This is a genomic window from Roseovarius amoyensis, assembly GCF_003260265.1.
GTDB classification, from domain to species: Bacteria; Pseudomonadota; Alphaproteobacteria; order Rhodobacterales; family Rhodobacteraceae; genus Roseovarius; species Roseovarius amoyensis.
In genome coordinates this window covers 1-15,801 of record NZ_QITQ01000037.1, presented here as the reverse complement: position 1 = coordinate 15,801, position 15,801 = coordinate 1, and the positions used below count along the sequence as shown (strand labels likewise).

The window sequence follows — 15,801 nt, the reverse complement described above, 5'->3', positions numbered from 1 at the left end:
AATGGGTCGACTGGTATAATAACACGCGCCTGCACAACGCCATCGGTTACGTCACGCCGAACGAAGCAGAGGAGACCTTCTACGCAAGCTTGAACGCAGATGAAAAAGCAGCCTAACTATTGAACCAGAAACTCTCCGGTAAACCCGGGGCGGTTCAGGCCCAATTGAGCGAAGTCACTCGATCGCTAACGACAACGGACCCCGTATCTGCACATCGGTGAGCGGCAACCTGCGGTTCGTGCCAGGGGCGCGGCGTACTATGCACTAGCCTACGACTATTCTCGCTTGGTCGAGCAATTCTGACGGCCGATGCCCGAGGAGGTGACATTGTTCCACCCCGAAGGAGAAGCCCGTCCGCCATAGCCCGCTGGATCATAATGTGAGGGGCGATCAGCAGGCTTTTCGCAGCAATTGCGAGGTTGCGGTTGGCCGAGAGGTATCGTTGTGAGACAAGTGGTGCCCGAAAGGTTCCTCCACCCACTATCGTCACTTGGCGACGCGGGCTGATCTGCGGATTTCATGAGGGCGATCGGCGATATTGTTCTGTGCCAACAGGCCTGCCACATGGAGGCGCCCGACCGGTGCAACAGGCAGCAGCGCTTTCTCCACTGCACCGTCCTCCGTCGCATCAGGACGCCGACCTCAAAAATCCCCGCCGGTTCGCAAATCACCCTGACGACTGCCTGCTTTGCGCGAAACGCCATAGGAAAAACCTATCGCGTTAGATGGCTTTGAAGCTAGCGACTGCGAAGGCCGCTTTATAAACTGAAACCGTTCATCGCGCTCTGTGAAGGGCTCGACCGCAAGAAATACAGGAAAGATATTCAGTATCAAACCTCTGTGGCTCTGGCCTCCGACTCCGAGCTTGGGATTGCCCTGAGATCGGGCAGGGCGCGATGACAATAGGCAGCGCTCAAGAGGGCGCGCTGTTGGGAGGGGGTCATGAAAAACCTTATTGCTGGCCGCTGGGTGCCTCCAGCGGCCGGGGCGACTTTGGATTGCCGGAACCCAAGCACCGGCGAGGTCTTCGCGCAGATCGCGGACAGCGGCGCAGAGGATATCGACGCCGCCGTGACTGCGGCCCGTGCCGCATTCGACTCTGGCGTATGGAACGATCTGTCGGCGACAGAGCGGGGCCGGGTTCTGGCCCGATTCGCCGCACTCATCGCGGAGGACGCCGAGCCCCTGGCGGCGCTGGAGGCCCAGGATACCGGCAAGCCGCTGAGCACCGCGCGCAACGATATCACCGCGCTGATCCGCTATTTCGACTACTACGGTGCCGCTGCCGACAAGCTTTACGGAGAGGTCGTACCTTATCTGTTCGGGCATTCGGTCACCGTGGTGCACGAGCCGCATGGGGTCACCGGGCATATCCTGCCCTGGAACTATCCGGCACAGATGTTCGGCCGCACCCTCGCCCCCGCTTTGGCCATGGGTAATTGCACTGTGCTGAAACCCGCCGAGGATGGCTGCGCTTCGGTTCTGAAACTGGCCGATCTGGCAAACCGGGCGGGGCTGCCCGACGGGGTTCTGAATGTGATCACTGGCCGGGGAGAGGTGGCCGGTGCCGCGCTTGCGATGCACGCGGATGTGGATTTTATCTCCTTCACCGGATCGCCCCGTGTCGGGCAACTTGTTCAGAAGATGGCGGCGGATCATTTCGCCGGATGCACGCTGGAGCTGGGCGGAAAGAGCCCGAACATCCTGTTCGACGATGCGGATCTGGCAGAGGCGATCCCGGTGATCTGCCGGTCGATTGTGCAGAATGCCGGACAGACCTGCGCCGCGGGAAGCCGGGTTCTGATCCACCGGCCGATCTATGAAAAGGCGTTGTCCCAGCTGGCCGAGGCATTTGCCGCACTCACGGCGGGCGCCCCCGAGATGGAGGCCGATTGCGGACCGATCATCACCCGCAAGCAGATGCAAGCCGTCACCGGGTTTGTCGCGCGGGCAGAAGCGGCAGGCACCCGCGTCGTGGCACGTGGCCGGGTTCTTGACGGGGTGAGCCCAGAGGGAAATTTCGTGGCACCAATGCTGTTCGAAACTTCCGACAGAGACAGCGAAATTGCCTGCGAAGAGGTCTTTGGCCCGGTGCTGGTCGCCCTGCCCTTCGAGGACGAGGCCGATGCGATCCGTCTGGCCAATGGCACCGATTACGGGCTGGTCGCCGCGATCTGGACCCGGGATGGCGGTCGTCAGCAGCGACTGTCCCGGCGGGTCCGCGGCGGACAGATCTTCATCAATTGCTATGGCGCGGGGGCCGGGATCGAGCTGCCCTTCGGTGGCGTCGGCAAAAGCGGCCATGGCCGCGAGAAAGGCATGGCCGCGCTACACGACTTCTCCGTCACCAAGACGATCATCCATCGCTATTCAACCTGACGGACACCGGAATGCCCTTTGTCGAAACCTGCATATCTCCGCTTTTCGTGCCTGCGCTGCGCCCGGCACTGATCGGCAAAGCCTTTGCCGCCGGGGCGGATTGCGTGATCCTCGATCTGGAGGACGCGGTTGCAGAGGCCGATAAAACTGCGGCGCGCAGCGCTGTATCCGGGCTGACGCTGACGGATATACCGGCCATGGTGCGGATCAATCCGATCAGCTCCGAATATTTTTCCGAGGATGTTGCCGCCGTGAGAAAGGCGGGTGCGACAGCGGTCATGCTGGCCAAGGCGGAAACGGGCGGCGAGCTCCGGCATCTGCGCACGCTCATGCCCGGGGTCGAAATCGTCGCGCTTATTGAAAGCGCCGTTGGCCTCGAGAATTCGCCGGAGCTGCTGCGCGCGGGGGCAAGCCGCCTCGCCTTCGGCTCGGTCGATTTTGCGCTGGATATCGGGGCGGCCCATATGCGCGAGGCGCTGCTATGCACCCGCGCCCGGCTGGTCCAAGTGTCACGGCTGGAAGGTGCGGTGGGCCCGGTCGACGGGATCTGCACCGGGTTCAATGATTTGCCGGAGGTTGAAGCGGAGGCGCGCTACGCGGCCACTTTGGGCTTTACCGGAAAGCTTTGCATCCATCCCGCCCAGATCGGGGCCGTGCGCACCGGGTTCCGACCCAGCAGGGCCGAGATGACCTGGGCGCGGCGCATCATTGCGACGGGTGAAACGGCGCAGGGCGATGGGGCCGTGAATGTCGACGGTACCATGGTCGACCGTCCGGTGCGGCTGCGCGCACAGCGCATATTGGCGCTCGGCGAAGAGGTGATCGGGGGGGAGGAGCCCGTGGAGGGATAGCCCCCGAAGACCCATCCACGGGGACCCGCCCGGGATGGAAAGGCCGAACCGACGTTTGGCAATAGACCGGGTCTTACAAGGAGGAAGTTCATGTCCGTTTACTTCAAGAGTTACAATCGGAGGGCCGTTCTGCGGGGCGGTGCGATGCTGGGAGGGCTGACGCTCTCCACCGCATTGGGGTCACGCGTTGCGAATGCGGCATTTGACACAACCTTCGCACCAGAAGGGAAAATTGCGGTGGGCACCATTCTACCGCTGTCCGGCGGCTTCACCGTTGTGTCGCAGCCTTGGATCCATTCCATCAAATACGCCATTGACGAGGTCAACGCGGCCGGTGGTATCAAGGTGGGCGGCGAGACCTATCAGGTCGAGAATGTCATCGGGGATGAACAATATTCGGCCGCCGGCGGGATTTCGGCGTTCAAGAAGATGGCCGCCGACGGGGTGCATTACACCGCCGGCTATGTCTCAGTCGAGGCACCTGCGGCGGTACAAGGGATCAACGAACGCTCCAACGCGATGATGATCACCGGGATCACCGGCAAAGACCTGATCATGACCAACAACAAGCTGCGCTTCTATGAATTCGCCGTGGCCCAGGCGACCGCGCCCTATCATGCGCTTTACGCCTTCAATGAGCTTGGCATCCGCCGCGCCGCCAGTATCGAGCTGACCAACACCTGGGGCACCGATTTCCACCTGGCCTTTGCCCGCACCTTCGAAGAGCTGGGCGGTGAAGTGGTCAACCGCTCCTACCTTGAAGCCTCGCAAACCGATTTCTCGGCCCAGGTTTCCAAGATGGTCGCGGCGAAATCCGAGATGCTCTACATCATCATGGGCGACGGTCCTGCCTCCGCCGCGGCGCTTCAGGCCCGCAATGGAGGTCTGGCCGATATCCCGCTCTTCGCCGAAGGCGCCTGGGGTCCGGAGACCTTCCAGGATGCGGGCGGCGCGAAGAATGTGGACGGCACCGTCTATCAGGGCTCGCGGCCCTATGTGTTCTGGAGCGACAAGCACAGTGAGCTGAGCCGCAAGCTGAACGAGGATACCGACCTCTACCTGAACAACTGGTTCTGGCACGGCTACGATTCCACCAAGATCGTGCTCTGGGCGATGGAAGAGGCCAATTCGCTCGATCCGCGCGAAGTGATCGAGGCGATCCCGGTGGTGGCCGAAAAACGCCGGGACGAGCTGATGATCCGCCCCGAGGGCGCCATCGCCACCGCGAACAAGGGCGTCTTCCTGAAGATCCCGCTCTGGCAGTCGCGCTTCGACGCCTCCGCCGATTTCCTGAACGAAAGCTGCCTCGTCCCCGTCGGCGGAGAGCAATACCAGGGCCTGCCCGGCTGGATGCCGGAAAACTGGGCCGGTTACACCTCGGACCCCAAGGACGAGAGCGTGAACTGGTACCCGACGCTCAATGAGATCGAGGCGATGCGCAAGGACGCCGGGGAAACCCGGATGCCGCTCTAGGCGCGTCGGAACAACAACGGGAGGCGCAGATGCAACTTTTCCTGCAACAGATCATCAACGGCCTGCTTCTGGGCGGCATGTTCGCCCTGATGTCGATCGGGCTTTCGATGGTCTTCGGCATCATGAAGACGGTGAATTTCGCCTATGGCGCGCTGTATATGGTCGGCGGCTACGCGGCCTATTGGAGCGCCGAACTTCTCGGTCTGTCGCTGCTGCCGGCACTGATCTGCGCCTTCCTCATCATGTTTGCGGTCGGGGCGGTGATCGAAATCATCGGCTTCGGGCAGTTCCGCGGCAATGACGATGCCTCGCTGATCTTCGGGCTGGGGCTGTCGCTTGTCCTCAAAGGCGGCGCGGTACTGGCCTGGGGGTCGCAGAACCGCTTCATCGGCGACAACAGCGCTCCGGCGATCGAACTGGGGCCCTTCATCGTGCCCTACGCGCGAATGACGGCGGGGATCGCCAGCCTGGCGCTGATCGGGCTGATCTATCTGCTGATTGCGCGCACCGGGCTGGGGCGAACCTTTCGCGCCGTGGCCGACAATGCGGAGCGCGCGCAGCTTCTGGGCATCGATCCGAGGCTGATCAATGTGGCGGTCTTCGGCTTTGGCACAGCGATCGCCGCGGTGGCCTGCGTGCTGCTGACCCCGGTCTACAGCCTCTCGCCCGCCGTGGACGATACCGCGCTTTTCACCGCGTTTACGGTGGTGATCCTGGGCGGGCTCGGCTCTATCGCGGGCTGCCTCGTGGCGGGGCTGATCCTGGGTGTGATCTACACCCTCTCCTTCGCCTACCTGATCAGCAATGTCGCCCCCATCGTTCCGCTTCTCGTCCTGATCCTGACGCTGATCCTGCGGCCACAGGGGCTGTTTGGCCAGAAGGAGCGCCTGGCATGATGGCGGCACGATTGACTTCCCGCACTGCGACCGACGCCAGCCCCCGGGGCCGGCGCGGCGTAAGAACCGGACATGCCGTCTTTGGCACGGTGCTGGCGATTGCCGCCTTGGCGGCGCCGCAGATCTTCACCTCGGGCTACGCGCTGGATGTGCTGGTGACAATGGTGCTCAACGCCGTAATGGCGCTTGGCCTGGCCATCGTTGTGCGTTCGGGCCGGATGTCCCTGGCGCAGGCGACCTTCGGCGGGATCGGCGGGTATGCCTCGGGCATCCTGATGATGCAGCTGGGCTGGAGCTGGTGGCCCGCATGGTTCGCATCGGGTGTGGCGGGGGCGGCGTTCGGGCTGCTTCTGGGCCTGACCAGCCTGCGGTTGCGCGGCTTTTACTTCGCCATCGCAACCTTCACCTTCAGCCTGATCGCGATCCAGATCCTGAGCGCCTGGCGCGATGTGACGGGGGGGCTCTCGGGCATGTTCGGCCTGCCAATCCCGCCCGATCTGTTTGGCTATGACTGGCTGGATCCGCGTGTTTATTACTACTTCGGGCTTGCGGTTGCGGTCGGCGCTCTGATCGTCTGCTGGCTCTGCACCGAAGGATCACGCTTTGGACGACGGCTGCGGGCGCTCGGCGCGGACGAGATCGTGGCCGGATCCATCGGCGTGCCCGCCGCGCCCTACCGCATCCTCGCCTTCGCCATTGCCAGCGGCGTCGCCGGGCTGGCCGGCAGTCTGAATGCGCATTTCATCGGCGGCATCTCTCCCGCGGATATCGTGCCAAGCGCCTCCGTCTTCATCCTGGTCATGGTGCTTGCCGGGGGCGCGCAATCGCTCTGGGGCCCCGTGATCGGGGCGATCGTCCTGACCGGCATTCCGGAAGTCCTGCGGGCCAGCGCGCAATGGTCCATGGTGCTTTATGGCGTGTTCCTGCTGTCCTATGTCTATCTCTTCCGGGATGGGCTCGTGCCGCTGTTCCAGCGGCTTGCCGGGTCCCTGACCGGCGGAGGCGCAACCGCTGCCGTAGCGGCCCGTGCAGATGCGCCCGCCCCCGGCACCGTCCGGCCCCATGCACACTATAGGGTCGAGGGCGCCTCGCTGGCGCTGGAAAATATCACCTGCGGTTTTGGCGATTACATCGTGCTGGATGGCGTGTCCTTTGCCGCGCAGAAGGGCGAGATTTTTGGCGTGATCGGCCCGAACGGGGCCGGCAAGACAACATTGTTCAACACCCTGACCGGGATCGCACCGATGCGCGGAGGACGCCTGCTGCTGAACGGCGCTGCGGTGCGGCCTAGCCCTTCGGGCATGGCGCAGCTTGGCGTCGGGCGCACCTTTCAGCATCCCTTTGTGCTGGGCAACCATACAGTCGCTCAGTCGATCCGCGTGGCGGCGGAAGCGCGCGGATCCATCCAGGATCAGGATTATCTGGATTGGGTTATTTCGGTCTGCGACCTTGCGACGCTGCTGGACCTGCCGACCGATAGGTTGACGCATTATCAGCGCCGGTTGCTGACCATTGCCATGGCCATCGCGCCTCGCCCTGCCCTGTTGCTGCTGGACGAACCGCTGGCCGGGATGGACGAAACCGAAACCGCCGAGCTGAAGGAAAAGATCGCCGCGATCCACGATGCGCTGGCCTGCACGATCCTGCTGATCGAGCACAAGATCGGCGTGGTGATGGAGCTTTGCGACAATCTGGCGGTGCTGGATTTCGGCAAGATCATCGCCACCGGAGAGCCGCATGCCATCGCCCGCGATCCCGTCGTTATCGAAGCCTATCTGGGAGCCTGATCATGCTTGTCGTGGAAAATGTCTCAAGCCGTTTCGCGGGAGCCCTGAAGATCGACGATGTGTCGATGCAGGTCGGCGAAGGGGAATTTGTGTCGATCCTCGGGGCGAACGGGGCGGGCAAGACCAGCCTTCTGGGGCTGATCACCGGGCGCTATGCGCCCAGTTCGGGCCGGATCCTGCTAGAGGGCAAAGAGATCACCGGCTGGCCCGCGCATCGCGTGGTACGGGCGGGCATCGCGCTGGCGCCGCAGAACCACCCGATCTTCACCAGCCTGACGGTGGACGAGAACCTCGCCGTGGGCGGGACCAACCCGGATATCGATGTCTTTGCGCTGTTTCCCAATCTTGAACGCTATCGCAAGGCGCTGGCCGGACGGCTGAGCGGCGGGGAACGGCAGATGCTGAGCATGGCCCTGGCCCTTGGCGCCCGCCCCCGGGTGGTGGTGTTCGACGAACCCTCGTCAGGGCTTGCGCCCAAGATCATCGCCCAGGTGTTCGAGGCGATCCGCCGCCTCGCCGATACCGGCATGACCATTGTGATGGTGGAGCAGAACGCCAGCCAGGCACTGCGCATTTCCGACCGCGCCTATGTGCTGGAACACGGGCGCGTCGTGCTGCACGGCGCCTCGGCCGAGATCTCGGAAAACGACCATGTGCGGCAGGCCTATCTGGGCGTGTGATCAAAGCGGGAGGAGGAGAAGATGCAGGGATTGAAAGCCATAGCCGAGGCAGAGGTGCCAAAGCTGCTTAGCCTTGAGGGGCTTGATCCGCCGCCCGGTGTGGGCGAGGCCGCGCTGGCGCCACGGCTGGATGAACAGACGCTGGCGTATGTTTTAGCGGCGCAACGGGCGTTCCGCAAACTCAAGCAGACATTGTCGCAGGTCGCGGGGGCGCTTGTGCTGGAGGCGGCCTCGGACGGGGTCAGCGAGGTCGCGCAAGAGGGCTACAGGCTGGCACGCGGCTCCATGGGTGAGCTGCGCGATCTCTTTGCCGCGGCCCGCCCCACGCCCCGCGCCGCGCATCATCATCACCATATGACCCGGGCCATCGCGCTGTTGGAGGAGATCCTGCGCACCGGTCGGGCAGCCGGGCTGATCACCCGGGGCGGGGAAAGCCCCGATCTGCTGCCGATGCTGAAAACGGCCTGGCGGGAGCTGGGACATGCCGGGCAGGCGCTGCCCGGTTTCGATCTGGTCGATTTCGATCAGGCCTGCTGCGCCTGTCATCCGACGGCACAGCGTTAAGACGAAAGGGAGGACCATGTCGGACTATTCAATCTATGTGCTGGAATACGCGTATTCTTCGCAATTTCCCAAAAGCGGCGTCGTTTACGGCGCACATAATCAGGGGACGATCAAACTCTCCTATTCCTATGTTCTTCTGAAGGGGCGGGACCGGATGATCATGGTCGATGTCGGCTATGACAATGTCGATTACGCCAAAGAGCTGAACGACCGTTTCGGGGTCGAAAACTGGCAGGATTATGCCGTGGTTCTAGGGGAATGCGGTGTGCGGCCAGAAGATGTGACCGACATCATCATCACCCATGCCCATTTCGACCATATGGGCGGTCTGGCCCGGTTCCCCAATGCCAAGGTCTATCTTCAGGAGGAAGAGCTGGCGAAATGGATCTGGATCATGTCGCTCGACGAGAAGTTCCAGTTCCTCATGGGGGCTACCGACCCCAGCGACATCATCAAGGCGGTCGATCTGGCCCGGCAGGGACGGCTGATCTCGATCCGTGGCGCGTGCGAGAATGCGCTGCCAGGGATCGACCTCCACCCGGCCTATGACACCCATACAGCGGGCAGCCAGTATGTGGTGATCCGCAATGACGGCAAGGCGGCGTCGGACGATGTCTGGGTTCTGGCGGGCGATCTTCTTTACCAGTTTGACAACCTCGAAGGGCAATCCCCAGAAGACAGCGCCTATATCCCCGTCGGTCTGGCCTATGGCAGCCAAACCAACCTGCTGCTGGTCACCGATGAGATGGTGAAACGCGCAGAGGGCGACACCACCCGCGTGATCCCGATCCATGAGGAACGGCTGAAAGACCGCTTTCCCTCGCGGCTGTCGGAAAAGGGGCTGCAGATCATCGAGCTTGCGGTGGGCGACGGGCAGCAAAGCCACGTCTCCGCCTGAATGCCCTAAGCGAACGGAAAAAAACCATGTATGAAGACAAACCCGTCAAAACCACCACAACATTTGACTATGTGGTCGTGGGTACCGGGGCCGCCGGGTCGGTTGTGGCAGCCCGGCTTTCAGAGAGTGATGGCGTGACCATCTGTGCGCTGGAATCCGGCCCCAAGGATCTGCATCCGTTCATTCATCTGCCGGCCGGGTTCATCAAGATCATGTTCAACCCGGACTACACTTGGCAATTCAAGACCGAGGCCTCGCCCGGGGTGAACGGGCGGGAGGTTGCCATGCCGATCGGGCGTACCGTCGGCGGCTCCAGTTCGATCAACGGCATGGTGATCAACCGGGGTCAGGCGAATGATTTCAACACCTGGGCGCAGCGCGGCAATCGTGGCTGGGGGTATGACGACGTGCTGCCCTATTTCAAAAAGTTTGAATCCCGGATCGGCGCGGGCGACGACAGCTATCGCGGACGGACGGGCAATATCCCGGTGACCGACCTCGAATTCCGGCACGAGATCTGCGAGGCCTTCATCGAAGGCGCGCAGGAGCTGGGGATCCCGCGCAACCCCGATTACAACGGTGCCAGCCAGGCCGGGGTGGGCTATTTCCAGCGGGCGATCAAACGCGGGCTGCGCCGGTCCGCCGCGCGCAGTTTCCTCTGGCCCGCCATCCGGGACACCAAGCGGATCGACCTACGCACCCGCGCCCGGGCGTTCAAGATCCTGCTAGAGGGCAAGCGCGCCGTGGGCATCCGCTATGTGGATGAACGCGACAAGAGCGTGCACGAGGTTCGCGCCCGGCGCGAGGTGGTGATCTCGGGCGGGACGATCAACACGCCGCGTCTGCTTCAGATGTCGGGCATCGGCAATCCGGAGCATCTACAAGAGATCGGCGCCGAGGTGCTGCACGACCTGCCCGGTGTGGGCGAGAATTTCCGCGATCATTGCTCCGTCCGTGTGGTGGCCCGGGCCAAGAACGCGCTGACGATGAACGAAATGACACGTGGTGTGCGGCTCTGGGGACAGGCGGCACGATGGGTGTTCAACCAGCCCAACCTGCTCGCCGTCAGCCCCTCGCTTGTGCATTGCTTCTGGAAATCGGACGAGGCACTGAGCGAACCGGATTTGCAGGTGGTCTTTACCCCGGCCAGCTACAAGGCCGGGTTTGTCAGCCTGCTGGACGATTTTCCCGGAATGAGCTGCGGGCTTTGGCAGCACCGGCCGGAAAGCCTTGGCTATGTGCGGGCAAAATCGCTCGATCCCTTCACCGATCCGGCGATCCAGCCCAATTACCTGAGCCACCCGGTGGATCAGAAGGCGATGGTGGATGGGATTAAACTCGCGCGCAGGCTGCTGGGGACGGGGGCGATGTCGAAATACATGGATTTCGAAACCCTGCCCGGCACCGATATCCAAAGCGACGAGGATATCCTGTCCTGGGCTCGGGATTTCGGCGCGACCGTCTGGCACCTGATCGGCACCTCCCGGATGGGGCCACGCAGCGAGGCCCTTACCGTGGTGGACGATCAGCTTCGCGTGCACGGAATGGAGGGGCTTCGGGTCATCGACGCATCGGTCATGCCCAGCATGCCCTCAGCCAATACCTACGCATCGACGCTGATGATCGCGGAGAAGGGCGCCGACATGATCCGCGCCGGCAGTCGCGCCGCCTGATAGCGTGCTCGAAGGGCTCCGGCACCGCCTGCGAACGACATCAACAAAGAACGGGCCAAGGCCCGCGAGGACCGAGATATGAAAAACGTCTTTCAGGATATCTGCGTGCTGGCACTCGAACAGGCGGTGGCTGCGCCGCTTTGTTCCTGCCGGCTGGCCGATGGCGGCGCCCGGGTGATCAAGGTGGAGCGCGCGGAGGGCGATTTCGCCCGCTATTACGACGGGTTCGCCAGCGGGGAATCGAGCTATTTCTCTTGGCTGAACAGGGGCAAGGAAAGCCTGGTTGCCGATATCAAAAGCGATGAGGATGCGGCCCTGCTGCGGTCCATCATCATGCAGGCCGACGTCTATATCCAGAACCTCGCGCCCGGCGCGGCCAAGCGTGCCCGGCTCGGCTCCGAAGAGATGCGCGCGCTCAATCCACGGCTGATCACGGTGGATATCACCGGTTACGGCGATGCGGCGGGCTATGAACATATGAAAGCCTACGATCTGCTGATCCAGGCGGAAAGCGGGCTGGCCTCGGTCACCGGCCATCCGGCGGGGCCCGGGCGCGTCGGCGTGTCGATCTGTGATATCGCCTGCGGCATGGCAGCCTATTCCGGTGTTCTGGAGGCCTTGATCGAACGCAGCCAAACCGGACAGGGCAAGGCGATTTCTATCAGCCTTTTCGATGCCATCGCCGAGTGGATGACGGTGCCGCTGCTGCAATACGAAGCCACCGGTCAGGAGCCGCCCCGACTGGGCGTCGCGCATCCTTCGATCTGCCCCTATGGCACCTTTACCTCCAGCGACGAACGGATGGTCGTGATCGCAATCCAGAACGAACGCGAATGGCAGAGTTTCTGCGCTGATGTCCTTGATACGCCCGACCTGCCGGGCCGGGACGGCTTTGGCAGCAACCGCGCCAGGGTGGCGCAGCGGCCCAAGGTCGACGCCTTCATCCAGTCGAAGATCGGCGCGCTGAGCTTTGCCGAGCTGACGGCCCGGCTGCGCCGTGCGGGCACAGCCTATGGCGCGATCAATCCGGTTGAACTTCTGGGCCAGCATCCGGCGCTGCGGCGCGTCTCTGTCAACACGCCAGGGGGTGCGGTTTCCCTTGTTGCGCCGCCCCTCGTCTCGGAAAGCACGGACCACGCCTATGGTGAGGTGCCCGAAATCGGCCAGCACAGCACTGGGATCCGCGCCGAATTTGCACCGCATATCGCGCGCGGCGCGACACCCTGAACAGCGAAAGGATCGGCGCCATGTCAACGCAGAATGACACCACAGGCCACGGCCCCCTGCGCGGGGTTCGTATTCTTGAAATAGGGCATTTCGTTGCCGCACCCTTCTGCTGCCGCCTATTGGCCGACCTCGGCGCGGATGTCATCAAGATCGAACCGCCCGGCGGGGATCCGGTGCGCGGTTGGGGGGAACAGCGCGACGGGCATTCGCTCTGGTGGTCGGTGCATGGACGCAACAAGCGCTCCGTTGCGGTTAACCTAAAATCGAAAGATGGACGCCAGGTTGCTCTAGACCTTGCCCGGTCCTGCGACGTGGTGGTCGAGAACTTCCGCCCCGGGCACCTTGCGCGACTGGGTCTCAGCGACGAAATGCTGCGCGGCGAGAATCCCGACAGGGTGATCGCCCATGTCTCGGGCTTCGGACAGGACGGGCCCTACCGCGACCGCCCGGCCTTCGGCGTGATCGGCGAAGCGATTGGCGGCATGCGCTACCTCACCAACCATCCACCGGGGGAAAGCGATCTTCCGCCGGTGCGCGTGGGGGTCAGCATCGGCGACAGCCTTGCCGGAATGTATGCGGCGATCGGCATTCTCGCGGCTCTGGCCGGGCGCGGAACCGAAGGTGCGGCGGCACGGACCATAGACGTGGCGCTCACCGAATCCGTGTTGAGCCTGATGGAGGGAATGCTGCCGGAATATTCTGCGCTCGGCCAGGTGCGGGAGCCCGCAGGGTCGCGGATCAAATCAACCGCACCGACAAGCGCCTATCCCAGTGCCGAAGGCGACTGGGTGCTGATTGCGGCCAATTCCGATCTGCTTTTTGGGCGCCTGTGCGAACTGATAAATCGCCCCGATCTGCTGACCGACCCGCGCTATGCTACCAACGAGGCCCGCGTCGCCAATGTCGAGCCCCTCGACGCGGCGATCACGGCCTGGAGCAAGGTTCTGTCCACCGCAGATCTTCTGGCCGTTCTGGATCGGGCCCAAGTCCCGTCGAGCAAGATTTTCACCATTGCCGATTGCGCCGAGGATCCGCAGTACCGTGCCCGTGGCATGGTCCGGGAAGTGTCCGACCCTGCCCTCGGCCCCCTGCTTCACCCTGGAATTGTGCCCCGCATCAACGAGGCGCCGGGCGGCATTCGCTGGACCGGGCCAGAGATCGGCGCCCATACTGAAGAGGTTCTGACGGAGCTTCTGGGCTATAACAACGCGCAGCTGAAAGCGCTTCGCGACGGCGGCGCAGTGGCATGAGAGATAGCTGTCCTGACCTTGTGGATGTCGGGCCGCGGGACGGGTTGCAGGGGATCGGCCCCTTTGTGCCCACCACACAGAAGATCGCCATGATCGAAGGCCTGGCGGCGGCGGGCCTGCGCAGGATCGAGATCGGATCATTCGCCAGCCCGCGCGCCCTGCCCCAGCTGGCGGATATCCGGGAGGTTCTCGCGGCCGCCCGGGCGATCCCCGGCCTTGACCCGCAGGTTCTTGTTCCAAATGAAAAATACGGCCTTTTGGCGCTGGAGGCCGGGGTGGATTTCGTGGCTTTCGTGATCTCGGTCAGTGCGGCGCACAGCCGGTCGAACGTTCGCTGTACGCCCGAAGAGGCTGCGGAGGAATATGCCGGCCTGATCGCGGCGGCGGGTCCAGACACGCGGATTAGGCTCAACCTTGCCACCGCGTTCGATTGCCCCTTCGACGGGCGGGTGCCGCAGGCGGCGGTTCTGGCGCTTCTCGACAGGCTCGTGCCACTACGGCCTGATGTCGAAATTTGCCTGTGCGATACCACGGGCCGCGGCGTTCCGGATCAGGTCGAGGCGCTGTTTCGCGCCGCAATCGCGCGCTTTCCGCAGGTTGCGAACTGGGGGGTGCACACCCATGACACCTATGGTCTGGGTCTGGCCAATGCATGGGCCGCCGTAGGCGCCGGCGCCAGCGTGATCGACAGCGCGGTTGGCGGGCTGGGCGGCTGCCCCTTCGCGCCCGGGGCGACGGGAAATGTGGCCACCGAGGACGTGGTCTGGATGCTGGAGCGGATGGGATACCGCACCGGTGTCGATCTGGGCCAGCTGCTGCAATGCGCGCATGCGGCGGCCGCACTGGATGGCGCCTGTTCGGGCGGCCGTGTCAGAAACGCGATTGGCGGTTGATTATCGGACTTAATCGTCCCACTATTTTTCCGGGTGGGTAAATCATGGAAACCAAATACCTTCAGCATTTTCTGGTTGTCGTCGATTGCGGCTCGATCTCGAAAGCGGCGCTGCGGCTAGAGATTTCGCAGCCCTCGCTCAGCCAGCAGATCCTGCGTCTGGAAGACGAAATGGGACAGGCACTGCTGACGCGGCAGACCTCGGGTGTGGTGCTGACAGAGGCGGGGCGGGTGTTTCTTGAACATGCCCGCGCGCTCATCCGCCAGCTTGAGCTTGCGGCGTTCGACCTGTCGCAACTGAGGATCGAGCGGGGTGCGAACATCACCTTGGGCCTGACAAATTCGATCACCAACCTCGCCGGACATGATTTCTACCAGGCGGTGCAGCAGAGGCTTCCCTCGGTTTCGGTCAATATCATCGACGCCATGTCCGGCCGGATTCAGGAGATGATTGAAACCGGATCGGTCGACCTTGGCATCCTCTACGATCTCGGTGCCGAACGCGGGATCCTGACCAAGGAAATCGGACAGGAGCGGCTGTTCCTGATGGCCAGTCCGGAATTTCTTCAGCGCAGCGGTTTCAAGGGCAAGGAGGGTCTTGGACTGGAGGAGATCGCGGGGCTGCCGCTGGCCCTGCCAAGTGCGAGGCACAGTCTGCGCACTTTCATCGATGCGCGGATGCGCGGCGCTGGCGGACGGCTGAAAGTGACGGCGGAGATCGACGTGCTGTCGCTGATCAAGACAATGGTTGCGGAAGGCACCGCCTGTTCGATCCTGTCGCTCGGCGCTGTCTGGGAAGAGATCGGCGACGGCAGCATCGTTGCGGTGGAGGTGCGCGGGATCAACCTGTCCCGCACAATTTACGCGGCCCGCAGTCCCCACAAGACGATCACCGGACTGCTGGTGAAAACAGAAGATGTGCTGATTTCGACGATCCGGCAGCGGCTGGGGCACATCGGTTCGCGCGCAAGGCCACAGTAATCGGGACGCCGACACCACCGTGAAGATACCGCCGGAAGGGGCACTTTTCATTTCAACACGTGCGGAAAAGCGCCCGCCTAGGTCAGATCGACCTCGCAGGGCAGTGGCACGCCGTCTGAGCACTGAGCTACCCCCCGAAATTCGGACAGTGACGTAAGCTACGATTTGCAGTCTGCTGATCTTCGACGAGAAGGAGATCAGAGATGTCGAAACGCAAACAACATGCGCCCGAGTTCAAGGCGAAGGTCGC

14 protein-coding genes are annotated in these 15,801 nt (G+C 63.1%); 13 read left to right on the top strand and 1 reads right to left on the bottom strand.

Going from position 1 to position 15,801, the window contains the following annotated elements:
• Window positions 1–486: 486 nt before the first annotated feature.
• A complete protein-coding gene (locus DL899_RS20130) occupies window positions 487–609 on the bottom strand; it encodes a hypothetical protein (RefSeq protein ID WP_275426802.1) in 123 nt (40 codons plus the stop codon).
• A gap of 333 nt (window positions 610–942) precedes the next feature.
• Here DL899_RS20130 and DL899_RS17855 point away from each other — a divergent pair, with 333 nt between their 5' ends.
• From DL899_RS17855 to DL899_RS17795, 13 genes are all read left to right on the top strand, one after another.
• Window positions 943–2,379 carry an aldehyde dehydrogenase family protein gene (locus DL899_RS17855; protein WP_111735701.1) on the top strand — a complete coding sequence of 479 codons (1,437 nt, stop codon included), beginning with the start codon at window positions 943–945 and terminating at the stop codon, window positions 2,377–2,379.
• Between the two features lie 11 nt (window positions 2,380–2,390).
• Window positions 2,391–3,230: an HpcH/HpaI aldolase/citrate lyase family protein gene (locus DL899_RS17850; protein ID WP_111735700.1), complete on the top strand. Its 840-nt coding sequence runs from the start codon at window positions 2,391–2,393 to the stop codon at window positions 3,228–3,230.
• A gap of 90 nt (window positions 3,231–3,320) precedes the next feature.
• On the top strand, window positions 3,321–4,703 hold the full coding sequence (locus DL899_RS17845; RefSeq protein WP_111735699.1) for an ABC transporter substrate-binding protein: 1,383 nt from the start codon (window positions 3,321–3,323) through the stop codon (window positions 4,701–4,703).
• 29 nt (window positions 4,704–4,732) lie between these two features.
• Window positions 4,733–5,599 carry a branched-chain amino acid ABC transporter permease gene (locus tag DL899_RS17840; protein ID WP_111735698.1) on the top strand — a complete coding sequence of 289 codons (867 nt, stop codon included), beginning with the start codon at window positions 4,733–4,735 and terminating at the stop codon, window positions 5,597–5,599.
• Window positions 5,596–7,386: a branched-chain amino acid ABC transporter ATP-binding protein/permease gene (locus DL899_RS17835; protein WP_111735697.1), complete on the top strand. Its 1,791-nt coding sequence runs from the start codon at window positions 5,596–5,598 to the stop codon at window positions 7,384–7,386. The genes DL899_RS17840 and DL899_RS17835 overlap by 4 nt, the downstream gene beginning before the upstream one ends.
• A 2-nt stretch (window positions 7,387–7,388) precedes the next feature.
• Window positions 7,389–8,066 (top strand): ABC transporter ATP-binding protein, encoded by a 678-nt coding sequence (locus DL899_RS17830; protein WP_111735696.1) that lies wholly within the window; start codon window positions 7,389–7,391, stop codon window positions 8,064–8,066.
• A 21-nt stretch (window positions 8,067–8,087) separates the two neighbouring features.
• Complete coding sequence (locus tag DL899_RS17825; RefSeq protein ID WP_111735695.1) at window positions 8,088–8,630, top strand: hypothetical protein; 543 nt, start codon at window positions 8,088–8,090, stop codon at window positions 8,628–8,630.
• A gap of 16 nt (window positions 8,631–8,646) precedes the next feature.
• Window positions 8,647–9,528 carry an N-acyl homoserine lactonase family protein gene (locus DL899_RS17820; protein WP_111735694.1) on the top strand — a complete coding sequence of 294 codons (882 nt, stop codon included), beginning with the start codon at window positions 8,647–8,649 and terminating at the stop codon, window positions 9,526–9,528.
• A gap of 26 nt (window positions 9,529–9,554) precedes the next feature.
• On the top strand, window positions 9,555–11,201 hold the full coding sequence (locus DL899_RS17815; protein WP_111735693.1) for a GMC family oxidoreductase: 1,647 nt from the start codon (window positions 9,555–9,557) through the stop codon (window positions 11,199–11,201).
• Between the two features lie 78 nt (window positions 11,202–11,279).
• Window positions 11,280–12,428, top strand: coding sequence for a CaiB/BaiF CoA transferase family protein (locus DL899_RS17810; protein ID WP_111735692.1), 1,149 nt, complete (start codon window positions 11,280–11,282; stop codon window positions 12,426–12,428).
• A 20-nt stretch (window positions 12,429–12,448) separates the two neighbouring features.
• Window positions 12,449–13,678: a CaiB/BaiF CoA transferase family protein gene (locus tag DL899_RS17805; RefSeq protein ID WP_111735691.1), complete on the top strand. Its 1,230-nt coding sequence runs from the start codon at window positions 12,449–12,451 to the stop codon at window positions 13,676–13,678.
• Window positions 13,675–14,571: a hydroxymethylglutaryl-CoA lyase gene (locus DL899_RS17800; RefSeq protein WP_111735690.1), complete on the top strand. Its 897-nt coding sequence runs from the start codon at window positions 13,675–13,677 to the stop codon at window positions 14,569–14,571. The genes DL899_RS17805 and DL899_RS17800 overlap by 4 nt, the downstream gene beginning before the upstream one ends.
• A 44-nt stretch (window positions 14,572–14,615) precedes the next feature.
• Window positions 14,616–15,551: a LysR family transcriptional regulator gene (locus DL899_RS17795; protein ID WP_111735689.1), complete on the top strand. Its 936-nt coding sequence runs from the start codon at window positions 14,616–14,618 to the stop codon at window positions 15,549–15,551.
• Window positions 15,552–15,801: the final 250 nt, after the last annotated feature.